General features: G+C 42.6%; 24 protein-coding genes. 12 read left to right on the top strand and 12 right to left on the bottom strand.

Annotated elements, in window-relative coordinates; all coding sequences use genetic code 11:
* Window positions 1-849: 849 nt before the first annotated feature.
* The 3 genes from AAEZ02_RS01460 (at window position 850) to AAEZ02_RS01450 (ending at window position 2,539) form a co-directional block, all read left to right on the top strand.
* Window positions 850-1,221, top strand: coding sequence for a hypothetical protein (locus AAEZ02_RS01460; RefSeq protein ID WP_351088024.1), 372 nt, complete (start codon window positions 850-852; stop codon window positions 1,219-1,221).
* A gap of 18 nt (window positions 1,222-1,239) precedes the next feature.
* On the top strand, window positions 1,240-1,752 hold the full coding sequence (locus AAEZ02_RS01455; RefSeq protein WP_351078975.1) for a hypothetical protein: 513 nt from the start codon (window positions 1,240-1,242) through the stop codon (window positions 1,750-1,752).
* 91 nt (window positions 1,753-1,843) lie between these two features.
* Window positions 1,844-2,539, top strand: a complete 696-nt coding sequence (locus tag AAEZ02_RS01450; RefSeq protein ID WP_351078973.1) for an AbiU2 domain-containing protein — start codon at window positions 1,844-1,846, stop codon at window positions 2,537-2,539.
* 737 nt (window positions 2,540-3,276) lie between these two features.
* Here AAEZ02_RS01450 and AAEZ02_RS01445 read toward each other — a convergent pair.
* The 5 genes from AAEZ02_RS01445 to AAEZ02_RS01425 form a co-directional block, all read right to left on the bottom strand.
* Window positions 3,277-3,915: an SDR family oxidoreductase gene (locus AAEZ02_RS01445; RefSeq protein ID WP_124013164.1), complete on the bottom strand. Its 639-nt coding sequence runs from the start codon at window positions 3,913-3,915 to the stop codon at window positions 3,277-3,279.
* Between the two features lie 345 nt (window positions 3,916-4,260).
* Window positions 4,261-4,599, bottom strand: a complete 339-nt coding sequence (locus AAEZ02_RS01440; protein WP_101033129.1) for a hypothetical protein — start codon at window positions 4,597-4,599, stop codon at window positions 4,261-4,263.
* A gap of 336 nt (window positions 4,600-4,935) precedes the next feature.
* Window positions 4,936-6,789, bottom strand: coding sequence for a multiheme c-type cytochrome (locus tag AAEZ02_RS01435; protein WP_351121686.1), 1,854 nt, complete (start codon window positions 6,787-6,789; stop codon window positions 4,936-4,938).
* Window positions 6,790-7,520: 731 nt separating this feature from the next.
* Window positions 7,521-7,712: a hypothetical protein gene (locus AAEZ02_RS01430; RefSeq protein WP_351121683.1), complete on the bottom strand. Its 192-nt coding sequence runs from the start codon at window positions 7,710-7,712 to the stop codon at window positions 7,521-7,523.
* Between the two features lie 120 nt (window positions 7,713-7,832).
* Window positions 7,833-8,816, bottom strand: coding sequence for a LysR family transcriptional regulator (locus AAEZ02_RS01425; protein WP_351121680.1), 984 nt, complete (start codon window positions 8,814-8,816; stop codon window positions 7,833-7,835).
* Window positions 8,817-8,941: 125 nt separating this feature from the next.
* On the opposite strand from AAEZ02_RS01425, the gene AAEZ02_RS01420 reads away from it, so the two are divergent.
* On the top strand, window positions 8,942-10,147 hold the full coding sequence (locus tag AAEZ02_RS01420; RefSeq protein WP_101033125.1) for a multidrug effflux MFS transporter: 1,206 nt from the start codon (window positions 8,942-8,944) through the stop codon (window positions 10,145-10,147).
* A gap of 80 nt (window positions 10,148-10,227) precedes the next feature.
* Here the strand turns inward: AAEZ02_RS01420 and AAEZ02_RS01415 are convergent, their stop codons facing one another.
* On the bottom strand, window positions 10,228-11,238 hold the full coding sequence (locus tag AAEZ02_RS01415; protein ID WP_351121676.1) for a TonB-dependent receptor: 1,011 nt from the start codon (window positions 11,236-11,238) through the stop codon (window positions 10,228-10,230).
* Between the two features lie 88 nt (window positions 11,239-11,326).
* Between AAEZ02_RS01415 and AAEZ02_RS01410 the strand changes: the two genes are divergently transcribed.
* The 6 genes from AAEZ02_RS01410 to AAEZ02_RS01385 all read left to right on the top strand — a co-directional run bounded on the left by AAEZ02_RS01410 (window position 11,327) and on the right by AAEZ02_RS01385 (window position 17,063).
* Window positions 11,327-11,938: a tRNA-uridine aminocarboxypropyltransferase gene (locus AAEZ02_RS01410; protein ID WP_351121673.1), complete on the top strand. Its 612-nt coding sequence runs from the start codon at window positions 11,327-11,329 to the stop codon at window positions 11,936-11,938.
* A gap of 5 nt (window positions 11,939-11,943) precedes the next feature.
* Entirely contained in the window at window positions 11,944-12,339 is a 396-nt protein-coding gene (locus AAEZ02_RS01405; RefSeq protein ID WP_335686706.1) for a hypothetical protein, read from the top strand.
* 48 nt (window positions 12,340-12,387) lie between these two features.
* Window positions 12,388-13,029 (top strand): class I SAM-dependent methyltransferase, encoded by a 642-nt coding sequence (locus AAEZ02_RS01400; protein ID WP_101033121.1) that lies wholly within the window; start codon window positions 12,388-12,390, stop codon window positions 13,027-13,029.
* 485 nt (window positions 13,030-13,514) lie between these two features.
* Complete coding sequence (locus AAEZ02_RS01395; RefSeq protein WP_101033120.1) at window positions 13,515-14,843, top strand: M16 family metallopeptidase; 1,329 nt, start codon at window positions 13,515-13,517, stop codon at window positions 14,841-14,843.
* Entirely contained in the window at window positions 14,840-16,291 is a 1,452-nt protein-coding gene (locus AAEZ02_RS01390; RefSeq protein ID WP_351121669.1) for a M16 family metallopeptidase, read from the top strand. Before AAEZ02_RS01395 ends, AAEZ02_RS01390 begins: the two co-directional genes overlap by 4 nt.
* 163 nt (window positions 16,292-16,454) lie before the next feature.
* Window positions 16,455-17,063 (top strand): hypothetical protein, encoded by a 609-nt coding sequence (locus AAEZ02_RS01385; RefSeq protein ID WP_351121666.1) that lies wholly within the window; start codon window positions 16,455-16,457, stop codon window positions 17,061-17,063.
* A 23-nt stretch (window positions 17,064-17,086) separates the two neighbouring features.
* On the opposite strand, the gene AAEZ02_RS01380 is transcribed toward AAEZ02_RS01385, so the two are convergent.
* The 5 genes from AAEZ02_RS01380 to AAEZ02_RS01360 form a co-directional block, all read right to left on the bottom strand.
* Window positions 17,087-17,422, bottom strand: coding sequence for a DUF2956 domain-containing protein (locus tag AAEZ02_RS01380; RefSeq protein ID WP_351088035.1), 336 nt, complete (start codon window positions 17,420-17,422; stop codon window positions 17,087-17,089).
* The gene (gene trmL, locus AAEZ02_RS01375; RefSeq protein ID WP_351121663.1) at window positions 17,422-17,886 is read right to left on the bottom strand and encodes a tRNA (uridine(34)/cytosine(34)/5-carboxymethylaminomethyluridine(34)-2'-O)-methyltransferase TrmL; all 465 of its coding nucleotides are present in this window, start codon (window positions 17,884-17,886) and stop codon (window positions 17,422-17,424) included. The genes AAEZ02_RS01380 and trmL overlap by 1 nt, the downstream gene beginning before the upstream one ends.
* A 457-nt stretch (window positions 17,887-18,343) precedes the next feature.
* Window positions 18,344-19,732, bottom strand: a complete 1,389-nt coding sequence (locus tag AAEZ02_RS01370) for an ATP-binding protein (RefSeq protein WP_351121660.1) — start codon at window positions 19,730-19,732, stop codon at window positions 18,344-18,346.
* Window positions 19,732-20,418 carry a response regulator gene (locus AAEZ02_RS01365; protein ID WP_101033114.1) on the bottom strand — a complete coding sequence of 229 codons (687 nt, stop codon included), beginning with the start codon at window positions 20,416-20,418 and terminating at the stop codon, window positions 19,732-19,734. The genes AAEZ02_RS01370 and AAEZ02_RS01365 overlap by 1 nt, the downstream gene beginning before the upstream one ends.
* Window positions 20,419-20,534: 116 nt before the next feature.
* A complete protein-coding gene (locus tag AAEZ02_RS01360) occupies window positions 20,535-22,001 on the bottom strand; it encodes a cytochrome C biosynthesis protein (protein ID WP_101033113.1) in 1,467 nt (488 codons plus the stop codon).
* A gap of 295 nt (window positions 22,002-22,296) precedes the next feature.
* Here AAEZ02_RS01360 and AAEZ02_RS01355 point away from each other — a divergent pair, with 295 nt between their 5' ends.
* Together AAEZ02_RS01355 and fieF are read left to right on the top strand one after the other, a co-directional pair.
* Entirely contained in the window at window positions 22,297-22,791 is a 495-nt protein-coding gene (locus tag AAEZ02_RS01355; protein ID WP_101033112.1) for a Spy/CpxP family protein refolding chaperone, read from the top strand.
* A gap of 203 nt (window positions 22,792-22,994) precedes the next feature.
* Entirely contained in the window at window positions 22,995-23,864 is an 870-nt protein-coding gene (fieF, locus tag AAEZ02_RS01350; protein WP_124013173.1) for a cation efflux pump FieF, read from the top strand.
* A gap of 158 nt (window positions 23,865-24,022) precedes the next feature.
* Here fieF and AAEZ02_RS01345 read toward each other — a convergent pair whose 3' ends face one another.
* Window positions 24,023-25,252 carry a sensor domain-containing diguanylate cyclase gene (locus AAEZ02_RS01345; RefSeq protein ID WP_124013174.1) on the bottom strand — a complete coding sequence of 410 codons (1,230 nt, stop codon included), beginning with the start codon at window positions 25,250-25,252 and terminating at the stop codon, window positions 24,023-24,025.
* Window positions 25,253-25,293 lie beyond the last annotated feature (41 nt).

The following is a 25,293-nucleotide window of genomic DNA, read 5'->3' as shown; positions in this document are numbered from 1 at the left end:
GATGCGAAAAGGTCGCCATGGGGATTGATCCAGCATTTATCTTCGTTTTAATCCTGCTTCGGCCCATCTTGCAGTAAAGAGTGAAAATGCTAACGCTTCCGATAGGCCTGTCAGGCTCACGCATTCTTTTATAAAGAGTCTTCAACGTCCTCAAGTTTAGAGTTGAATTTGTCCCTTTTAACGTCAACATACCGACACGTTTATGCCCCAAAGTGTTTTTAAGATATGGCCTGCGGCCACTAACGTCGTGGCGCTTCACCCACACCAGACCAAGAGGAAATCAACGGCTATTCCCTCTTGGAACTCCCAGCCGCCCCGCAACATTTTCTGAACAGCGAAAAGGTCGCCATGGGGATTGATCCAGCTTTTAACTTTATTTAGTGTTCTTCGGCCTTATTCGAAAATGCTAACGCTTCCGATGGTACATCCTGTACCGCGAAAGCTAAGCTCACATCCATGTGAGCTTCACGCTTTTTCTTCAACGCCCTCAAGTTTAAAGTTGAATTTGTACATTTTTAAGTCAAAAACCAACTCGGTTTTGCCCCTTTATCATTTAGAACATATGCTCAGCTCCATTTTGCCTAGCTAGATTAGCCCTACCCCTGCTAATGTTAAATCACCATATCTAGTGACCACTTTACCCACATCTATAATCAACCCTGAATTTAGATGTGAACGCTAAATAACATTAGACACTAACGAATTTACATTAGAGTAAACACTATCGCGATATAGTAATATCGCCATATTGTTCAATGACTTACGGTGGTGTCGCGGCTTGTGATTAACACTTTTTCGGAGTATCTTATGCTTTAGCCAATCAAAGATTATATTTATAAAGGAGTTAATATGGGGCTTGGTAGAGTTGATATACACGCAGGAGATTTTAAAAAAGGAAATGAAAGCCAGTACGTGCATGGTAAATTCTCAATGAAAAATGAAGGTGAATTTTTTCGTGAAAAGATAAATCCTTCGGAAATAGAAAGGTTGGAAGAGGCATCTGAAGAGTCAGTTATAAGTATCGGTGGTGCAGCAGGCTGGGGCGTTGCGGGTAGTGTTCTGCTTGGTCCTGTTGGGTTGTTAGCGGGGTTAATACTAGGTGGAAAGAGCAAAGATACTACTTTTATTTGTGAGTTCAAAGATGGTCGGAAATTCTTAGGTACTGCATCCTTTAAAGTATTTAATGAGCTTAAAAAAAATATTATGGCTTCATCATTCTAGTGTTACATAGTGGGCAATATGACAAGTAATACTCGAAAGCAAGATGTGATTTTGCCGTTCTACGTTAGATTTACAACACGAGTTTTAAGTAATATTTTGAAACTTTCAATATTGCTTATGTTAAGTGTACTTCTAGTCGTTGCAGCTATCATTCTTGATTCTAAGGCCTTTGGTTTCCAATACCTTAAAAAAGCAGGTGTCGTTATTGGATTATTTGGTGTGCTACTTTCACTAAAACATCGATTGTTGAAAGCTTTTTCAAGTTATGTCACTTATGACTCAGATATAAACGGTGATGGCTTGTTTTTTTGTAACGATATCATTAGTCAATGTGAAGCTCAAAAAGTAAAGAGTAAAGCAATTGAGGAGGCGTGCGGTGTTTGGATGATGCTAATTGGCACCATCTTAAGTGTTTTCTCTTTTTGGCAAGCGTTGCTTTTGCTTATTTATCCTTATCTGTTAGGTCTTGTCGACAAGTCAGAGGTGGTGTTCTTTGACATACTTCAAGCAATTAGTAGCTCACTTAATTAGTGAATTCACTGGCTCGGTTTGTCACAGCGGCTGGTTTTGGGATAGGCAGTGGATTACTGTCCATACAGCGTTATGTATTTAGAGAAAATCAATGAGAAAACAGCAATTGCCTAGGTTTCAGAAGAAAATTGATTCAGCGACCATTGGCTACTTAAATCTTTTGGAACCCAAAGAACTTCTGTCTGTATCGATAAATCTGAGCAACTCCCTAAGTTCCTTATCTTCTCCTATCCGGAGAAGTATTCTTACGTTGCAACATACTTTGTATGCATCTTTAATGGTTGATGTTCATTCTTGGCTATTTGATCCGTCGAAAGGGTCATCGAATTTAAGCCTTTATAACCTGCTTGAGCAGTTGACTGATAAAGATACTAAATTCAACACAAAGTATCTTAAAAGCTACTATATTGCTGAGCCAAATGTAGTAAAACTCAACGAGTCAGCATCCCGTTGTCAAAGTGAATTTGTTAGCAAGCGTGTAGCTAAATTTGATCAGGACTTTCTTGAATGCATCGGTAATATTGAGGAACTACTGAATTCAGGGCAAGCAACAAGGATTAAGTTGCTCCGAAACAAGTTACTTGCACATAAAGACGGTGTATATGACGTAAAAGCTAATGGTCACGAAATTGGAGATGTATTTTACTTGTTAGGGCAGATGAAAGTTATATTACTTACCCTTAACAGACTATTTCAACGAGTTAGCTACCCCATTGAAGAATCCGAGCAACAAGCCAAGAGTAATGCTGATTTTTTTTGGAAGCATGTAGCACGTACAAAGATTTAAGGATACTTTTCCTAATCCTGAGATCAACTTTTAGACCCTTTGCACTAACTGATTTATGTCCATAAATGATTTAGATGCCTTGATTGAAAATGCCTAAATTCACCTCTGAACTTGAGGCCGTTGAAGAAAATGACGTGAGCTGGCCATGGATGGCCCGCTAGCTTTCGCGGTACAGGATGTACCATCGGAAGCGTTAGCATTTTCACTCTTTATTATAAGATGGGCCGAAGACGGTTACAGATGAAGTCAAAAACTGGATAAATCCCCGTGGCGACCTTTTCGCATCTGTTGTTTAAGTCAATTGGGAAAATATTGCGGGGCGGCTAGGCCAATTCTTTTAAAAAGAGTAAAGAGGGAGCTGCCGTTGGTTTCCTCTTGGTCTGGTGTGGGCGAAGCGCCACGACGTTGGTGGCCTCAGGCCATATCTTAAACCCACTTTTGTCCAAAAGTGAACTAGCTCATTAGTTGCTATCATTTGCACAATGGTGGCTCTTTCATATCTCGATAATCGCCAGTCAGTTCGGTAATCTGCAGTGTGCGATGGATGAAATGTCATTTCAGGCTTACATTTCAGGCTTACATTTTAGGGTTAAATAGTGGTGCGCTTAACCACGCAATATAGCTAATTTATTGTATCTAAGACTATGAAAAAATACTAAAAATAAAACGGCCAGCGTTGTGCTGGCCGTTTTATTTCAGTGTTTATGGCGTTGTTAGGCGAATGTCTACTGAATGGATTAATTTAGGACATCAGTGAGGGATTTGCTGCCATTAAATAATTCAAAGACTTTGCCGCCTAGCTGCGGTTTTCCTACCGCGTAAGTCAGTGCTCGAGCAACATCTTCTCTGTGAATAGTCATCTCTTGTTTGCTGCTCGGCCGCTGGGTTTGCACTTTACCTGTGGCGCGATCATCGGTTAATGAAGCCGGTCTAAATATGGTGTAGTTAAGCCCACTGTTGATCAAGTGTTCGTCGGCCATGTGTTTGGCAACTAAGTAAGGCTTCATTTGTTCTGAACCTTGGTCGGGATCGTCAGCACCGATAGAGCTAACCATAATGAAATGTGACACATTAGCCGCTTTTGCGTAATCAATGGCTTTACAGGCCGCCCATAAATCAATGAGCATAGTTTTGTCTGCACCTGTTTTGCCACCTGAGCCAGCGCTGAAAATGACCTGATCGCAATCGTTAAATGCTTGGCTAAAGTCCTGTTCTAAATCCACTTCAACTATGCGTAGCTTCTTATCACTGGCGATATCAGCCAATTTATTTTTATCTCGCACTAACGCTATTACTGATTGGCCTTCTGCTAATAGCTGCTTTGTTGCCATGTTACCGATCTGTCCGCTTGCGCCTAAAATGAGTGTCTGTTTCATTTTATCTTCTCCTCAGTATCGAATTTTTGGCTTATATTACTGGCAAATGTGGCAGCATCGTTTGCTACTCTATTTGCCCGCCTTCTAATGACATTGGGGTTTGATCGGCGCGATTCAATGCTTAAGAGGTGACTAGTGTTTAGCAGCACTTTATGTTTTACATCAAAATAAACATAACCAGCCGATATTTTTGGCGAATATTGAAGGTTTTACCACCTTAGATAGCGTTAATAGCTTGCTGGTAATGAGGACTAATGACGGTAATTTTAGATAAACATAGCCCATATCAATTTGGATTAATGTCTAGGATCGGTAAGGTGATCACTAAGCACATCTAACGGTTAGTTAATCTGCTTGATGCTCAAATGTGCGTCCAGTGTGTTGAGTTTGATTCGGTTTAGATCGGTTAAACATCTCTGCATAAGGAGCAGCTTGTTCGCGCTGCACATCAGCGCTGTCTTGGTAGACATCACCTTGTTGAGCGTGTGGCTGGTTTCTCTGCAATATTTTTTTACCTAAGAGCTGTAGTGTAATAAAGCTTAATAAGCCCAGTAACAATAAAAAGGGTAATAGCACAATCGTGGTTAATGCGATGCTAAAAAACATCAGTAATGCCAAAATTGGGTTCATTGCCGTGAACCGACTTTTCAAATTGGCAGTGTGGAATGATTGATTAAATTTCATAGTGGCTCCTGAATGCAGTTCGTCTGAAAATGGGTGTCTAAAAACGTTACCTATAAATTAGTAACGATGACTTAATGTACAGTTTGCAATATCTGGACATAATATGTCACGTTAAACTTGGTTAATGTTTTAAGTTTGGGATTAAATGTCTATTTTGCTGATCCATTAGCAATAGCACGTCAATACAACTTCGACCGCGGGAAAAAGAGTTGTTTGAAACCCTCTATTGGTCTGGGTAACGGTTGCTCTTGTTAACTAAGCGTATAACCAAAAAAAAAGGGTAAACATAATGTTTACTCTTTTAGTTATGACTTGTTTATAAAATGCTTTGATCGATTATTTGGCTTTTTCGGCCATCTTTCTAATCACTTTATTATGGGTTACATCGTTTGGCGCTTTACCTGTGGCATTGATTTCATCACTGCCATGACACGCTAAACAAGTGCCGACTCGGCTGATGCGATCCATTTCTTGTTTATTAAATGGACGAGCACCTTCATGTGAAGTTGATTGCAGTTGTTTACCGTTTTCATCAACAAAACGTTCCAGTTCAAAATCGATAGGGGCTTTGCCGTCTGGGAAGTTTCTGTTGATGTCGTATACACCGCTCCCTAGGCCCAATACTTTCGGGTTGGTATGACATTCTTCACAAGTACGCGACTTTTTGCTCATGGTATGAGGCTGGATCGGGTTGTGTGAAATACCACTGGTGCCATCGACGGTGGTGTAAGTTTTATTGCTTACAATCGATTTTTTACCATCTACTTGAGTCAAAAATACTTGGCAACCCGGTACGAAAGTAGACACTTTTCCGCGATGGTTAATCCCTAATGCAGGCATTTCCCAACGAACGTATGAACGGGATTCATCCCAGCTGAAGGCATTCTTGGCTAAGTTAGCTTTGTTACCTTGTTTAGAGGGGTCATCACCCGTGCCGTTAAGCCAATCGCCATTTGGCTTGCTGATGTCTTGCTTAGCATGACAGCCATAGCATTGCGGTGCCCAAGCTGCATGACAGGTAGAACATTCCATTTTTTCCATGTGGCTGGCAATTTTCACCATCGCAACATAGCCTTCTTTAGACAACTCTTTATCTTTTAGTTGAGGAACATCCAGTTTTTTACCGTCGTTTTTAGTGGTTAAGGTTACTGTTTTGCCTTCACGTTTGAGGTTGTTCAATGGCATGTCGCGTGAGGTTTTTAATGTGGCTTCGGTGGTTGGCGTACCATGACAAGACACACAACGGATTTCTAAGGCGTGCTCTTTTTTGGTATATAAGTAGCCATCACCGTGCATTTCGTTTTTGGTGTGGCAGTCAATACAACTCATACCAGCATCATAGTGTAAATCAGCTTCAAGGAAGTTGTAGTGTTTGCCATGCAGCTTACCCTGCTTGTCACCGTCTTCGGTATACGGTGTGCCGTATCCGTCAGATTCCATCATGCCTTTATAGCTTACGCCAGTACGTCCGCCGCGGTTATGACAATGCTGACACTGGTCTACGGTCATTTTCTTGGTCATTTTATGCTTGCGAGGACGATCTTTTTGAGTTTTATCTATGGCCTCATCGCCACCTTCATAGGTGCCATCGTTACTGTATTCAACATGACATGCTGCACAGCCAGACGCGCGGTAATCGCCATCGCGTTGATGGCCGTCGCTCCAAATATGGCAACGTAAACACTGGTTGCGGAGGTAATCATCACCTGGTGAATTGGTGTTTGATTCTGGTTGAGTTGGGTCATAACTTGGTATCTGGGTTAGGCTTTCAACTGTGCCTTCTCGGCCCGTTTTCAGTGCTTTAACATCGTAAGTGGCATGGATCGCATTACGATCTTGGCTAGCAAAGTTGTAGCGAGTACCTGAAATTACTCCGGCCATAGTGGCATGGAGTGAGGTTTTGGCGTTGTCGACTTCATCTGGGTGACAACTGCCACAGGTGTCGTTAATAACCCGTAAGTCTGTCGGATTGGCCCACATATCTGTGTGAGCGGTTTTCATGTTGGTGGCGATACCATCACCATTGTGGCAATCAACACAAGTCAGATCGGCCATGCCGTCAACTTGTGAAAATTGTTCGATGCCATTATGGCAACTCATGCAGCCGGTATCATCATCCCATTGCGCATTAGCGTTGAACGCTAACATGGAAAATAATACAAATATGGCGATGAAATAAAATGTTTTCATCTTTGCTCCCTAATATATTTTTTATAAAAATAAAACCCTACATTTTGTAACTGTTTATTATCCTATATCAAAAGAGGTATGTAAAAATTTCGATACAGATTTGTAGCCAATGTGTGACTTGTGCATATTCAATTGACCGTGGCAAGTATATAAGCTGGGAATTCGATTAAAAAAACATCGCAATATAATACTATCCCTATGGCTTGTAGATATTTTCTGGTTAAAATATGTTCGAGGTAAACAGGTTTTAATTGCGGCGCAAGTCTTACAGACCGAGTCTTTAACTAAGCGAGTACCTTGCAACAAAGACCCTGGTTTACAAGTATCTTTGCTTACGAATACCCTTGCTTAAAAATAAGAGCACCCGTTTAGCTGGACCCTTAGGGCACATTGGTGGCTTGTCGCTAGTGCGTTATTACTTATTCATCTACAACCACTGCACGTTGTAAGCGCGACCTTGTATAATATGGCCTCAAACTGCTACAAAATGTATTTTAAAACATCAACATGCCCTCCCATCACGAATAAATTCTAATAGTTATCGAGGGATAAAGTGTGCCGCGAGTTAGGTTGTAAATATGAAAAAATAAATAGAGGCATGATAAAAAATAGCTGAGTCAGTGTGGGCAGAACAATTATTTACGCGAGTGATTAATGGTTCTAGTCACGTGACATGATGTGGTTTTCTGGTTCAATATTAGTATGAGGTTGATATCTGTCCTTGCTTGAGTTTAGCGATTATGCTTCATATATTGGTGACGCAAGAGCGTCATGCCAATGAAACCGACAAACACAAACAGTAATATTAACGGTAATAGTAGCAAGCCGCCGACCAAGACAGTGACAACCGTAGCTAATGCAGTATATGGGCGCATTTTCCGGAGGCGTTGAATTATATTGTGTAGGTTAATTGAACTGAACATCCTCTCTCCTCCGGGATTAACCCTACGGATAACCCATCAGGTTTGCTTATTTGGTAATCGATTACTTATTCGTTTTATTCTAGTGCCTCGTGACTTAAAAGTTAAATTAAGGCTGAAATGTCAGCGATTAGTTTTACTAATATGATTATGAGTAATGGCTTTCTCGACACTGCTGAAAATAATATTGCGAAACCATTGATGTCCCGGCTCTTGATTATTTCGTTCGTGCCATAAAAACACATAGGCCATAGGCATAAATTCAAACGGCAAGGGAATAGAAACGAGTGAGTACAGTTTCTGGGCGTGATAGGCAAAACTAGACGGTAAGGTGAAAATTAAATCGGTGTTTACGCATACACTTACTGCACCGTAAAAGTCTGGCACTGTGGTTGATAAGTTACGATGTAAGCCTAAATTGGCTAAGTGGTAATCCAAGGCCCACCAGTCGTTACCTTCACATCTTACTTGCACATGAGACATATTGAGGTAGTGATCTTGATCCCAGTGTCCAGCAGTGACAGTCTGTAAAATAGGGTGATCTTTACGCACCAAGCAAACTTGATGATCGTTAAATAGAGTTTGTGATTCAATACCTTCAGGCACATGTTCAAAATTGACATCGGTATGAGGTTGAATGTCTCTGCCTGCAAGCCCAAAATCGATTTGTCCTTGTTGTAAATCTTGCATTGATTTTTCAGTCCAAACATAAGAATCCAATTTTATTAACGGTGCCTGTTGTAATAATGGTCCGATAAAATATGGAATTAAGGTTTCATAAGCACTTTCGACCATCGAGAATGAAAATTGACGGTTACTGGTCGCCGGATGAAAGGTTGGCGGTTGCGTGAGTTGATACAAGTTTTGCAACACTAATGGTAGTTGTTGCTTTAATGCATCAGCATGTGCGGTTGGTTTTAAGCCGTGTGCTGTACGTTGAAAAAGTGGATCGCCTAATGTTTCCCGCAAACGATTTAAGCTTTTACTAACAGCCGATTGACTGACATGCAAGCGATGGGCTGCCCGGGTGACACTTTGCTCCTCAAGTAAGACTTGCAGAATGACTAATAGATTAAGATCGACTCGAGCGAGGTTGTCTAAGTTCATGTGATATTCTCAAATGGAAATTCACTTTGGATTTTATATCATTTCCGTTCATACCTCCATTTGACTTACTATAGCGCCCTATTAAGGGTGACCTTTGTGCATTAAAATTTTGAGAGATAGAAAATATGCGTCGTAACCTATTGCCACTATTAATGTTTATGGTGCTACTAAGCCCATTAGCGATTGATATTTATCTTCCATCTATGCCTGCAATGGCGTTGGATTACGGCGTATCTAACAGTGAAGTACAGTCCACCTTAGTGTTATTTTTATTTGCTATGGGCGTAGGACAAATTTTAATTGGCCCATTAGCGGATCGTTTTGGCCGTAAACCTGTCGCGTTATTTGGTATTGTACTTTATGGCATTAGCAGTTTATTAGGTGCTTACGCGGTTGAGTTTGAAGTGTTGCAGATTGCGCGTGTTTTCCAAGGCTTGGCAGCATGTTCAACCTCTATTGTGGTATTTAGTGCGGTACGTGATTGCTATGACCGCAAACAAAGTGTGTCAATGTACAGTTACCTCAATGGGGCCATTTGTGTGGTTCCTGCACTGGCCCCCACATTTGGTGGACTATTGGCCTTACAGTTTGGCTGGCGTTCTACCTTCATTTTTATGGCTTTGTATGCCATTTTCGTACTGTTTTTAGTGGGATTTCGTTTTCCGGAAACGCGTCCATTAAATACCGACAGCACAGGTCCTTTATACCGTTGGAGCCGTTACAAGCCTGTTATTGGCGATCCTCATTTTATGTTTTATGCCAGTTGCTGCATGATCGCGATGGCGTCTATTTTGTGTTACGTGTCGTACTCACCCGTGTGGATAATTGGTCATTTAGGTATATCTGAACTTACCTTCAGTGGTTTATTTGGACTCAATGCTGCGGTCAATATTGCCGCCTGTTTTGCTGCTCCGGTGTTGGTAAAGCGCATTGGTAATCGTCCGGGCGTATTGCTGGCATTGTCGCTGATGTTAGTTGCTGCCTTTCTCGAAGCGGGGATGTACTTATTCGGCCCACAAGAAGGGTTAGCAGCCGCGATAGCCTTTATGGCCCCAATGATGATCTTGTGTATTGGTTTTGCTATTTTACTTGGCCCTGCAACCAGTATGGCGTTGTCGGCTTTCGGTGAACGAGCAGGCACAGCAGCCGCTATGCTGGGGTGTATTCAAATGAGCGGTGCGTCATTACTGACCGCGTTGGTGCAACTAACAGATATACCAGCACCTTATGCCATTGCGCTGGTTATGGCAGGCTTTAGTGCAGTATTACTGATCATTATGGCAATGAAAAACTTAAGCCATCTGCATCAAGAACAGTTACAACATGAGTAATTAGTTTGAGTAATATCACCTTTAACCCGCAGAATGCTAACCACATTCCGCGGGTTTTTTTTACCTCAATATGATGAGACTTAGAAGCGGGCGTTAATGCCTATACTAAAGCTGGTTTGTGAGTCGTTATCATATTCGCCATTGTAATATGAGTGATCAAGTGAAAACTTAGCCGAAAATACATCGGCAAAACGCCAGACGTAGCGGGTGTTTATGCCTGTCAAAGTGTCTGTTCGGTCATTATTACCCTGGTTGTCGTAAGTAGTACCGCTGATGTCATAATCAGTTTCGGTATAACTCTGTTCAGCCGCAGCCCCTACAGACCATGCATTATTGATATACCAATCGGCATTGATGGCAACGTTATAGTTGTTGTGCCCAAAGTACATTTTAGAATCTGTGTTTGTTACTTGACCTAAATCATCGACCGAGGTGCTGGAAGCATTACTCGTATTTTGCTGATCACTATAGGTAAATGCACCTGTGAGCATAACTCCTGCAGTTGATTGCAATGGAATAAAGTGTTCATAGGTTAGGCCGAAAACATCAACGTCATTACTATCATAACGCTCAGAATTATAGTTTGTTGATGTAAAGGTGTTTGATTCAGACTCAGAAATTCTGCTGTAATTCAGGGTTAATGCCGAATGGTCCGTGAAAAAATAACCTAAGTTTGCTGAATAAATGGTAGAGCTATCTGGACTACTAGAGTAATTATCTTCCTCAAAATTGACTTGGCGGACTTCTGCACCGATAAACCAGTTTGAGCCAAAAACATACTGGCCTGAAAGTTGATATATATCATCGAAACTGGACGTAGAGTAACTAGCAGCAACAGTTGAGCCTTGATGAAAGAATCCACTTAGTGCGTATGGCTTATCAGCTTGTTCAACCGCTTTAAAGTAGTAACGATAGTTAGCATTAAATAGGCCATCGCCGCCATCGTCAGAATCTAAAAAGCTGAGTTCTGCTTCGTGGTGATAGGCATTATCTTGTGCGGCATAAACGGAACTTGTAGAAAGTGCGAGCATTAAGGCAATCGACATCTTTGTCATTGTTGTTGCCATGGTTCTTGTGATAATTCCTGTCATAATAGGGGTTCTTCCTTGAGATGTTATGATGTAAAGCCAAGCATATTGAACTCAATATTACATATTTGCAACAATAATAAGACAAAAAATGAGCAGAAGTTATTGTATTAATTGCCAATACCCGCAGTCAGCGTGTGTTTGCCATGCGCTCAAACCGGTGTGTTCCCAAACCGAGGTAGTGGTGATGCAACACCCGTCTGAAGTGGGGCATGCTAAAAACAGCGTGAGGTTATTGAAGCTGGTGCTGCCGCAAACCCAGATTTATGTGGGCGAGACTGCCGAGGACTTTATTGAGTTGCAACACTATTTAGCCACGCAAACGAAACCTGTGTACGTGGTTTACCCCAATGAGCACAGCCAAACTGTCGCCAAGGCCGGAGCGAGCGAAGCCGTGATTATTATTGTAATCGACGGTACTTGGCGCAAGGCGTACCGCATGTTGCAGTTGAATCCGTGGTTAGTTGATTATCCGTCGCTGCATCTTGAGTGTGTAGATGAGTCGCAATATGTTATTCGTAAAGCGAAACGCAGCGACAGCCTGTCAACCCTCGAAGCGGTTGCTCATACTCTGGTTGCGTTAAATCCTGCGACTGATATCGCGCCAATATTTGCAGTGTTTAACACAATGGTGCAACATAAGTTAACCGCTATGCCTGCTCAGGTTCGTGCGCGTTATAACAGCGATAAAATCAAAGGATAGATAACATGAAAATCGGGCTGATAGGCTTATTTGTTTTAGTGGTTGCAGCAAGCTCGTTGACGTTTGTCGTTTCTGGTGCTTCTGCTGCTGACAAACCCCATAAAAAAATGACCTTAGCTGAAAAAGGCGAGCAAGCGCGGCAAGAGTCGATTGAACTTGAGCAAACCCAATTGCAAAAAGCGCGTGAAGCAGCCAAGGCAACCTCGGAACGTGAACAAAAAGTGTTAGCTAAGGCGCAGTCTAATGATTGGGAAGCGCAGCAGCTCGAAAAAGCCCGTGCTCAATCTGATGAGCGTTTAACCCGTCAGCAAAAGTATTTACAGCAGGCGCAAGACGCTGCTAAGCAAACACGTAAAATCCCCAAGGCCACCACAACAGCAGAACCGGTTCTATCAGAATAGACTCAGTGTTTATTATTACTTTTCACCTCGCCTGTGTCGGAGTTCATTTTGTCGTGTTGTCCTTTGTGTCACCATCAAACTATTGCGTTTCATCAAGATAAATATCGCCCCTATGTTCGTTGCTCACAGTGTTTGCTGGTGTCAGTTCCGGCAGCATTTTATTGGGATGAAACCGCCGAAAAAGCCCATTATGATTGTCACCATAACGACTTTGCCGATGCGGGCTATCAGCATTTTTTATCACGCACCTTAACCCCGTTGTTAACCCGGCTTGCTCCCAATGCAAGCGGATTAGATTTTGGCTGCGGCGAAGGTGCTGTGCTAAGCCAAATGGCGGCAAAGCAAGGGATCAGCGTGGCTAACTATGATCTGTTTTATCACCCAGATACTCAGGTGTTAAGCCAGCAATATGATTTTGTGTGTTTAACCGAAGTGATTGAACATATTGCCAATGCCAAACAACTCATCGAGCTATTAAGCCAATTACTGTTACCCGGTGGCATATTGGCCATTATGACCAAACGGGTATCGAACCTTGAAGGATTCATTAACTGGCACTATAAAATCGACCCGACCCACATCAATTTCTACGCGATTGAAACCTTCGAGTGGCTAGCATTACAACAAGGCTGGCAGCTTGAAGTTATCGGCAGTGACGTGGTGTTTTTTCACGTGCCCGTATTACGTTAAGTGTTACGTTAAGTGTTGCATGAAGTGTTGCATGAGGGGCATGACGTGTTGGATGAATAGTGGTCAACTCAATAAAGTCCTCGCCAGTCTCGCCCACATAAATCTGGGTTTGCGGCATCACCAGCTTAATCATGACCGGCAGGCGTTAATAAATAGATACAATTGACTTGTTAGCAAATGGCTAAAAAAGTTAACAAAAGGGTCATTACAGGGTAGTTTTGTTGCACTAATTGGTTTAAACATGGAATCAGCATTCCTCTGTACTCCCTTGAACCATTGCTTTTAAGGGGCCTTATTAGCGTTAACACCAGCGAAGCTGAATATAAGCCAAGTTGGCTGCAACTATTCAGCGGGTTTTACGTTGATGAAAGTGGCCTTAAACTTGGCGTATAAATCATGGCGCAAGTAGCGTTAACGGTATTAAGCGCGGCATAAAAAAACACAATGTAGATTAATTATTGGACAAGTGCTCAAAGGAGCGAGATATGATCCGCAAGATAATGGCGTTGTTGATGACGTTAGGCGTTCTAAGTGCGCCTTCGGTGTCAGCGACACAAGCTGAAGATATTAATAGTTTTACTTTAGATAATGGCATGAAAATTATGGTACTTGAGGATAGCTCTATCCCAAATGCCAACATGTACATTTTTTGGAAAGTCGGTTCGCGCAATGAAGTGCCTGGCATTACCGGTATTTCGCACTTTTTTGAACATATGATGTTTAATGGTTCTAAAAAGTTTGGTCCGAAAATGTTTGATCGCACCATGGAAGCCGCTGGTGGCGCTAATAATGCCTATACCACTGAAGACATGACAGTGTATACCAACTGGTTTCCTGCAAATGGCTTAGAAACTATTTTTGATTTAGAAGCGGACCGGATCGCCAATTTAGACATCAACCCTGAAATGGTTGAAAGTGAACGTGGCGTGGTGCAGTCAGAGCGGACTACCGGGCTTGAAAACTCTAACTGGCGCACTATTCAAGAAGCACTTAAAAGTGTTGCCTTTGCAGCCCACCCTTATAGTTGGTCTGTGATTGGTTATGAGTCCGATATTGCTGCTTGGACATTAGCAGACTTACAGCAATATCATAAAACTTACTATGCGCCTAACAATGCGCTAGTAGTGATTAGCGGTGATGTGAAGTTAGCCCAAGTAAAAGCACTGGCTAATCAGTATTTCGCGCCAATTCCAGCCCAAGCAGCGCCAAAAGCTGTGCGCACGGTTGAGCCGCCACAAAATGGTGAGCGCCGAGTATTTGTCAAAAAAGAGTCTGTGAGTACGCCAAACATTATGTTGGCTTACCATGTACCTGCCACTCGCCATGCTGATTATTACGCGCTTGATTTATTAGCGTCGATGTTAAGCGAAGGTAATAGCTCGCGTTTTTATCAGGCGTTGGTCGACAAGCAATTAGCGTTATCGGCCGACACCTACATGCCGATGTCGTTCGACCCGAATCTATTTTACATTTTGGGTGTGGCCAATGCTGGTGTGAGCGCTGAGACCTTAGAGCAAGCCTTAATTGAGCAAATTAATCTTATTGCCACCCAAGGTGTGACTCAGCAAGAGCTTGAAAAAGTAAAAAATATCAAACTAATGGATTTTTACCACGCTATGGAAACCATTAACGGTAAAGCCAATACATTAGGCACATACGAGCTGTATTTTGGCGACTATACCAAACTGTTTAACGCCCCAGAAGCGTATAACCAAGTCACCCCTGCTGATATTCAGCGTGTGGCGCAAACCTATCTAATTAAAGCGAATCGAACTGTCGGTGTGCTCGCGGCTACTGAGGAGTCAGACCAATGAAAACCGTTACTCACACACGCATTAAGCTATCGTTATCGGCTATCGCATTGGCTTGTAGCATAGGGATAAGTGGTTGTGCGACCACTCAGAAAACTACTGCCGATACCGCCAACCCTGTCACCGCTAGCTTTGTGCTGCCAAGCTACCAATCCGTCACGTTAGACAATGGCTTAAAGGTTAAGTTGATGGTGCAAAAAGAAGTGCCATTAGTGACCATTGATGCCGTGGTTAGAGTGGGCGCGGTCAATGATTTGACCTCTGGTATGGCTTACATCACCTCACAAAGTTTAATGTTAGGTGCCGCGGGTCAATCTAAGGCGGACATCGAGCAGCAATTAGACTTTATCGGTGCCAGCATTAATACCAGTGCCGATTTAGAAGGCAGTTATATTCGTGCCAATATGATGAACAAAGATGTGGATACTGTGCTCAATATTTTTAGCCATGTATTACGTCAACCTGACTTTGATGCCACTGAATTTGATAAGCTAAAACAGCGCGAAATCGTTGGCTTATCACAGCAAAAAGAAAGTCCGCGAGCTGTGATTGGACGCTACTTTAATCAGTTAGTCTTTGGTGAGCATCCTTATGCCAACCCAGTATCGGGTAATAGTGACACCATCGCGAGCCTGTCTATTGAGGAGCTACGCGCTTTTTATAAAGGTTATTATCAACCAAGCAATATGACCATTAACGTGGTGGGTGATTTTAATGTTGCCGATATGACCGCCAAGCTTAATAAGGCCTTTGGTGATTGGCAGGCAACCGAAACCGTGCTTCAGCCAGATTTAAGCCAAGCCTTACCGACGCTCACCAAGCCGCAGGTGTTGTTAGTCGACAAGCCTGATGCAATTGAAACCACCTTTTTAATTGGTGGCGTGGGAATTCGTTATGACAACCCAGATTATGTTGGTTTGACCGTCGTTAACACCATCTTAGGTGGTCGTTTTACCTCATGGTTAAATGATGAACTACGCGTCAATGCAGGCTTAACTTACGGTGCTCGTTCCGGGTTTAGCCCGTATGCGCAATCTGGATTATTCCAAATCAGTACGTTTACCAAGTCGTCGACGACTAAAGAAGCGATTGATTTAGCCTTAAAAACCTATGCTCGTTTGTGGGAAAAGGGCATTGACCAAGTGACGTTAGATTCTGCTAAAGCCTATGTCAAAGGCCAGTTTCCGCCTAAATATGAGACCAGTGGTCAATTAGCCGGTTTATTGTCTGACATGTATTTATATGGCTTTAATGATGATTTTATTAATCAATTTCAAGCTAAAGTCGATGGACTTACCCTAGCTGAAACCCAACGTTTGATTAAGCAATATTTCCCACAGCAAAATTTACAGTTTGTGTTGATTGGTAATGCAGAACAAATTGCTGATGTTGCGGCGCAATACGGTGAAGTCACTACAGTGGATATTACCGCCACCGGTTTTGGCCAGTAGGTATTTGTCGGTTAGTCATATCATGGCCCACTAAGGTGAGCCATTTTTTATGGTTAACCATCACCAAAGCGTGCTCATTGCCAGTGATATTATAGGGTATGTGGTATTGTAACGGCTTACCGGTGTTGGGCAGTAGATGTATCTAATCACAAAGGACATTTGAATGGTAAGAAGTTTGTTTACCCAAAAAGGTCGATCAATATTCCTGTTAATGGCTATGTTGTTACTGACACATTCAGCCTCAGCTTATGCAGATAAAGTGACATTGAATACGTTTTGTAGCCAATTAGCTGGCGAGTGGCAGGGCAGTGCTGCCAATCCTAATGTTTACCCCAAGAAGGTCACTACCTCGGTGATGTGCTCTGCAGATAGGCGCAATTTGTTCATCAGTGTTAGCCGAGGCAGTCGTTTTACAAACAGTGAAACCTGGTGGTTTAGGCAACAAAACGGTCATATTTTATTGGTGTATGCCAATGGTGTTACCGATGACGTGTCGCAGGAGTTAACGCTTTATGAGCAAGCGGGCCGTTACTCATTTTTAGGCAAAGGTGAAATAAATCAACGCCCAGCATTAGTGCAGTTGCAGTTTGATCCCATTATTGACGATACCGATACCGATACCGATACCGATACTAGTGCCGATCAGGCAATACTAGGATGGCAGTGGCAGCAAAGCGCTCATTATTTGGATGACGACAGTGAGCAGTATCAGGTCGTCAGAGCCATTAGCCTGCTTAAACTGTCAGCAGAGGAGACTCAGCTGACTGAATAGCGTGAACGTTTCACCAATGCGGTTTAGCGGTAAAACAGGTAAGCGGCAAACAATGCCCAACTCAAGAGTAATAAGCCCATTAACGACCACGTTAGCGAATTGAATCGACTCTGGGACACAATATAAGGCATATCGGGCTCATCATTGGTGGGCGTGGTACTTTTGGTTTTTTGTTGCTGTTTACGTGCTTTGTCACGATCACGGGCTTTGACTTTATGTTGCTTTTTAAATTCAGTAATCCCTTTCTCAATGCCTGCGGCAATCAGCTTAGTTTGTTCTTTCGTTTGTGCGGGTCTTTGGGTTGCTTTGGCAATGGCCAAAGCATCGTGTTGGGTTTCGGGTGACTGGGTTTTTTTCATTACTCTGCGCCTGCAAAACCGAGTTGACGCCATGCTTCATAACTAATAATGGCGACTGAGTTTGATAAATTTATACTACGGCTATTGGCTGTCATTGGAATACGTAACCGCTGCGCAAGTGGCGTCGCATCAATAATATCCATCGGCAGTCCACGAGTTTCTGGGCCAAATAACAACACATCATTCTCTTGAAAAGCAATTTGAGTATGGGGACGGCTGCCTTTAGTGGTGCAGGCGATAATACGTTTTCCTGCCATGGCCTCTAAAAAAGCGGCATAATTTTTATGGCGAGTCACACTGGTTAGGTCGGAATAATCGAGTCCAGCGCGACGTAGTTTCTTTTCTTCGAGATCAAAACCTATCGGCTCAATCAAATGTAACTGTGAGCCATTATTGGCACATAGACGGATGATATTTCCAGTATTTGGGGCGATTTCGGGTTCATAAAGGGCAATCTGAAACATAGCAACCTTACGGTACGAAGTATAAAAAGAATGACAAATTATACATTAAGCAGGGTTTGACTGCGAGACGTTATCAAAACTGACTCGGTTACTGTGATGAGCATGCGTTAGCGTGCTGATATGACTTTTAGCAGGTATCTTTTTTGGGGTAAATATGACTCTAGCCTTGGTAAACGGTGGATTGAATTTGTCACGATACAATGGATGATATTGCTAAAAGTCGATGGCAGAGTATTGCAGCAAGGCGATTTAATCTATTGGCGGCATAAGCACTGACGATACCGGTACTAGGGGTCACTGTACCGAGGATAATATATATTGCTGTCTTTCATACACTATGGTTCATACGATGGTTAATCGTGTGACGATATTAATCATAGTTGTTCATCAGTAAGCCGCTCCTAATCCCAAGCCGAAGTTTATTATCCCGAGGTGAGGTCACCGATTAATGTTTACATTAAATGGGTAAGTCGATGGTGACGATTAGCCCATGTGATGGTTGATTTTTGGCAACTATGCGTCCTTTATGGGCCTCAACTGCCGCTTGAGTAATGGCTAATCCTAATCCCCATCCACCAGATACGCGATCACGTGCGTTATCAGGTCGATAAAATGGCGCAAATATCGCTTCGAGCTCTTCTTCTGCAAGGCCGGGACCGTCATCGCTGACCACAATACGAACTTGGTTTTTTGTTTGCTGACTTTCAATATAAATATGTTGATCAGCGTAACGAATGGCATTACGCAGCAGGTTCTCAATGGCGCGGGATAAGGTTCTAGGCAAATGATTAAAGCGGATAGACTCGTCGATATCTATATGTAATTGTTTACCTTGCTGTTCGGCTTCAAATTCGGCGTCATCGAGCACTTGGCTTAAGGTTTCTGTGAGTTCAGCTGTCAGGCGTTTTTCGCTAACATTTAAGGTAACTCTAGATAAGGTTAATAGCTCGCCAATTAAGGCATCTTGTTGTTGAGCTTCATATTCTATTCGATCCAGTTCGGTGCTGTGCTGACCTTTTTTACGAGCAAGTGCCAATGATAGTTGCAGCCGCGTCAGTGGCGTTCGCAGTTCATGGGAAATATCGCCCATTAATCTTTGTTGGTTATTCACCATGGCTTCAATGGCGTCGGCCATACCGTTAAAAGCGATTGCCAATTGGCCCATTTCATCACGCCGATTAGCGGTAGCCGCATCAACTCGGCTAGACAAGTCGCCTCTGGCGAGGGCATTGGCACTGTGCTTGAGCGAACGCAATGGTTTACCTAAATACCATGCCAGCAAACCGCATAATAGGCCCGATAATAAAATGGCTAGGCCTGCCGTGAGTAATTTATTGTCAGCAAAAAAGAAAAACCACGGCCGAGGATGGTTATCGGGTAAACGGCCAAATAATTGATAGGGTTTGCTGTTGACCTCAAAAGAATAGGGGCCAAAAATGAGCTCGTCTCTAAATTGGTGGCTTATCGGCTGATCTGCCTCTTCTGCCATCAGTTGAAAGCGTCTAAATCCACGCGAGACGTGTTTACTGTTTAACACTTGGCCTTCACCATCGGTTAAATATAAACGCAAAGGGCCGCCATTATGCTTACGGTCACCGCCACCGTCTTTATTGCGGTTATGGCGCAGACGTTGTAGGTTTTTGCCTTCGAGTAATTGAGGTTGCTCTTGTATCCGCTCGGCGACGTTTTCCAGCATCCGCTCAAGGCTAGGCGGCAAAGGTGAGCGGTCATGATTTTGCTGCAATAATGGCAATAATGACACCAGAGCAATAATCAACGAACTGCATAGCCAAAAGCCCAGCAATAATTTAAAAAACAGTCGGTTAAATGGATTGTTTTTCAGCATTATGGTATCCAAATATAGCCTTTACCGCGCAGGGTTTTGACCCGTGGACGGCCGTCTTGGCGCTCTGGTAGTTTTTTGCGTAAGTTAGACAAATGCATATCTAAACTACGATCAAATGGCATCAGTTTTTTGCCTAATACGTTTTCACTTAATGACTCTTTGGTGACCAGTTCGCCTGATTTTTCGAGTAAATTAAACAACAGTAAAAACTCGGTGCCCGTCAGGATAATCAGTTGTTCGTTGCAATAGGTTTCTTGGCGGGAAGGGTCGAGGCGTAAATCACCAAACTGCATCATTTCATTGGCTTGGTTATCTTGTTGAGTGGTTTGTGCTCGACGTAAGATGGCCCGAATTCGAGCCACTAATTCGCGGTCATTAAACGGTTTTGGCAAGTAGTCATCGGCACCGATTTCTAGACCGACTACCCGATCAATTTCTTCGCCGCGGGCGGTTAGCATCAACACAGGGGTTTGCTTGCGTTGCCTTAAGGCGCGCAATACTTCAAAGCCATTGAGCTTAGGTAACATGACATCAAGGAGGATTAAATCGAAGTCCTGCTGTTGCGCCATCAATAACCCTTGCTCACCATCATAAGCTTGGGTTAAGGCAAATCCTTCCAATTCAAGTAATTGGCTGAGTAGATCGGATAAACCAATATCATCGTCGATAAGTAAAATGCGATTCATAACTGTCCTCTGGCACAAAGAAAATCTGCATGCTAACGCTAACATACAGATTTTTCGATCAATTAAGGTTATCGCATGCCAATATTAAATCATATCAACATTGCACAGTTTTACATTTACCCTGCTTTATTTTGCACTACGTAGCGTTTAATTCTGGCAATGATAAAGGTGAGTACAATCGATCCAAGGATCAGGCCTACCGAAAAGACTGCATTTTGCAGTGAGTTAGGATTAAAGACTAACATGCTGCCTAACCCTAACATCATAATACCTGACATCAGTTTAAGTACTTCGCCTTCTTTTTCGGTCAGTTTGCGTTTACCTAACGTCATTGAGAACACAATCACAATTACGGCAAGTGGGATAACATAAACCACATTATAAGCAATGAGGTATAAGTAACGTTGCATGGTATCGAGATCTGATAATGACAACACCGAGGTGTAAATCATCGGGAAGCCTGCGGTGCACAGTAGTTCATAGGTATTGGCTAGAATAGCCAGAATGGTTGAGCCTAAAATCATGGTGGGTAATGAACTGGCTTTAGATAATTTACCCATACGTTTTATCAGTGAACCACGATTTTCGACTGACATTGAAAGGCTAACGTCGCCGCGGCCATAGAAGTAATCTTTTATATTCACTATCGCTGCGATCAAGGCCAATACCCCTGCACAAGTGATAATGATGCCGCCATCACCGCCGCCGAGTAGTTGGAATAAATTTAACCAAGCACTCATAAATATAAAATAGATAAAGCCTGAGAAAAATACAAAAATACCGCCCACTAATAGCATACGTCTGCGGCTGCCGGCGTTAACCATAATGCTCAGTAAAAACAGTAATACGAAAAAGGCGCAGGGATTAAATGCGTCGACACCCGCTAATACTATGGTCAGTACTGGCAATGACATTTGTTCAGGATGCACTGCACCAATTAGTGGAATGTTGACAGGCTGAACCGATGGTACTGGAGTAATGTCACTGGCTTGGTCAAATGACATGCCACAAGAACCTTCGGCTTGAGGATCATCACTGTTGTCACCACAGGTTTCAAATAATGGCGTATTTTCAACTGGAGTCGCACCTAGAAAATCATCGAGCTTATCGCCAATATCAGCTTTACCACCATGACGTTGGTAGCAGTTGACTAAACGCTCTAGGATGTAACGCCCTGTGACATCATGGTTGTTATAGCCGACTACGGCCTCGCCACAAATGGCAAAGTAGGGTACCGATTTAGGTTCAATACCAGTCTGTTGGCCCATTTGCATGAGTTTATCGACATTACCGGGTTCGCTAATGGCGTAGTCGTGTAATTCAATCCAGTCAAAACGTTCGCCTAGGGCGTCAATAAAAGGGTGCGCTTCTCGACAGTGCGGGCAGGTTTTTGACCAAAAAAAGTGCAGCTTTACCGACACTTGTTGATCATGTTGGCTAACCCACAGAGGGTCGTCTGCGTTATGCATTTGAGTCGTGGTTGCTGCGGTATCTGCAGCGTCAACCGAGTTGGAAGCACTGGCACTCGGTGCCAGTAAGAAGACACTAAAAAGTAAAAGTAATGGGCCAATCAATCTGTTCATAAATAATCTCGTTAATATCGTTAATATCGCAAATATCGCTAATAATATGATTTTATGCCCTTAAATGATCGCTGTAAGTGCTAAGTCAAAATAACGTTAACTGGCTCGCATTAAGGTGATATTAATATGCAAATATGCCAGCTGGATCATGAAATCGGCTGTTTAAAGTGTTAAGGGAAATATTCTTTACACAATTTTACCCAAGCATAACCCTCATTGACATTGCATTCGGTAAACTGAGTATCAAATCTGCTAAGGCAGAAAATAAATCCCATTCATACCGAGGAACTTAACAATGAAAACATCATCAATCATCAAAACGAGTTTAGTTGCCTTAGTGGCAAGTTCGGCTTTATTAGCTGGCCAGTTATATGCGGCAGACACGACTACCGATACAGAAGTAAAGACAGCGTCTATGTATCAAAAGGGTGATATGCATCATGGTCGTAAAGGGGGTATGCATAAAATGATGCATATGCTTGATTTGACTGCCGCTCAGAAAACGGATGTCAAAGCGATTATGCAAAAGTATAAAGCTAACCGCCCTGAGCGCCCAACTAAAGAGCAGCGCGCTGAGCACCGTACAGAAATGTTAGCGTTAATCACTACCGCTGGTTTTGACGAAGCAAAAGCAACTGAAATGGCTGAAATGCAGCAACAAAAGCATTTACAAAAGATGCTGACGCATTTGAAAATGCAAAACGAAATCTATCAATTATTAACGCCTGAACAGCAACAAACGTTTCAAGATCAATTTAACCTAGGTAAAGGCCACAAACCTCGCCGTTAATGGTTAATTGATACAATATCAGGTTAAACTGATAAAAGCCGTTACCTTTAGGTAATGGCTTTTTTTCATTCATGCAAGTTTGCTAATGGTCACACTTTGCATAAGACCAGCAGTTACTTTAGTAAACTTTATCCTAATTAAGCAATGAACTTGCTATAGTAAGCGCAGTTAAATCATCCGTAAAAAGAGCCGATAATTCCTTTATGAGTACCTCTTCTGAATATGACTTTTGGGTCAAATTAGCCAGCCGCGCGTCAGTGGCAACTGCGCTGTGCCTTATTGTCATTAAGTTAATCGCTTGGCTGCACTCGGGATCGGCCAGTATGTTAGGGTCATTAACGGATTCATTTGCTGATGCACTCGCTTCGATTGTTAATTTTATTGCTATTCGTTACGCCATTGTTCCCGCGGACAAAGACCATCGTTATGGCCATGGTAAAGCAGAGCCGTTAGCGTCATTAGCCCAGGCCGCCTTTATTTTGGGGTCGGCGTCATTGTTATTATTGTATGGCGGTGAAAAGTTAATTAACCCGGTTCCGGTCACCAATGCAGTGAGTGGGATTGTGGTGTCTATCATTGCGATTGTGCTGACATTTGCCTTAGTGTTGCTGCAACGACACGCTCTGGTGAAAACCAATAGTTCATTGGTTGAAGCCGATTCATTACATTATAAATCTGATTTGCTACTCAATGCTGCCGTGTTATTAGCGCTAGTATTGGCACAATATGGCTGGTGGTGGGCTGATGGTCTGTTTGCCGTATTCATAGCATTATTTATTGGCAATCAAGCGCTTGGTTTAGGTTATCGTTCAATTCAAAGCTTACTGGATCGTGAGTTAGACAACGACACTCGCGACAAGATTAAAGCGTTAGCCAAGCAAGATCCTCGCGTTCAAGGCGTTCATGATTTGCGCACACGTCAAGCGGGTAAAACCACGTTTATTCAATTGCACATGGAATTAGCCGGTGACTTGTCCTTGCATGACGCTCATGAAATAGCAGATAAAGCGGGGTTGATGATTAAAGAGGCGTTTGATGATGCTGAGGTGATTATTCACCAAGATCCGGTATAAGTTGACGAGTTCTGTCAACATTACCCGGTTGCATTAGGTTTATCTACTTAACCTCGACTCTGGTTAAAAGATGGCGGAAGTAGAGTAACGCCCAATACTTCACCTATTTCATAACCGCTTATTCTCCCGAGCTGAGTGTTATGGGTAATCAGGTAAGCTTATGCAAACACTAGCTGGTGAGTGATTTGTGATCGGGCTTGCTCTAGGGCTGTGTCTGCACGCAAAATAAGAGTGTCGATAGTGTCGTTAGCTTGCCAGTTTGATAACCCAACAGAGGCACTAAAACGAATATGCTTATCCGTAGCGGGTTCGATTAGGGCTGCATTATTGATACTATGACGAATACTCTCGGCAATTTTTAGTGCCATTTTTTTGCTGTCAGCTTGGATGATGGCAAGAAACTCATCACCACACCAGTGGGCTAATAAATCGGTATCAGCCAGCTTGCTTTGGCAATGTTGAGCAAAATGAATTAATGCTTTATCACCGATATCATGACCAAATAAATGATTAATTTGCTTTAAGTCATCTAGGCCCATTAATACACAATAAAGGTGTTCATGTACAAGGGTGCTATCGGTCATTAATTGTTGACTAAAATGTATTAGCCCTCGTCGATTAAGGGTATTAGTCAGGTAATCAGTATAGGTTTGTTTATCAAGTTTCTCTGTTAATAAATAAGACTCAGTGACATCTATCATGGTCACTTGAATCGCTGACTGCCCCTGCCAACTGATAACACTTTCCAGTAATTTTACCCACATTAAACGGCCGCTTAAATGTAAACATTTGATTTCAAAAGAGTGAGATTTTATTTTGCTCGCTAATAACACAGCGTTCGCGTCTACCCATTGCTCTTGATAGGCAGGTTCAATCACATCTAAAATTGAGGGTAGTGACATAATCGTTTGAGTATTAGGGTAACCGAATAGCTGTGCCAACGTTTGATTGCAATGCAGTGGGCTAAAGTTACGATGCACCAACACCCCTTGAATAGAGCCATTAACTAATTGTTGATAGCGATGTTCACTCTGTACTAATGCATGTTTAAGCGTGGTGGATTCGGTTAAATCAACAATCGTGACTTGCAGTGCAGGGCGCCCTTGCCATTCGACAATATGTTCAATCGTTAATACGTTGATTAGCATGCCTAAACGGTTACGATTAATGTAATTGCGTACCTGCGGCTTTTCGATACCGCTCATTAATGCGTAGTAAGTGTGTGCAGCGACGTCCTGCATTTCAGGATCGATTAACTCTAAAATACTCTTCAGCGCTAAAATATCTTGAGCTGTATTATAACCGAATATTTTTGCATAATTATCATCAGCATAGAGTGGTATAAAATCTTGATGAATAACTACACCAGAATGAGCATCAAAATCCACAATCTGTCCTTATTTGAATGTTATATTTTAAGGTAACATTT

The sequence above is a fragment of the Shewanella sp. T24-MNA-CIBAN-0130 genome, assembly GCF_040310185.1.
GTDB classification, from domain to species: domain Bacteria; phylum Pseudomonadota; class Gammaproteobacteria; order Enterobacterales; family Shewanellaceae; genus Shewanella; species Shewanella psychromarinicola.
Note: the sequence above shows the minus strand (reverse complement) of the source record. Positions and strands in the feature narration are given on the sequence as shown.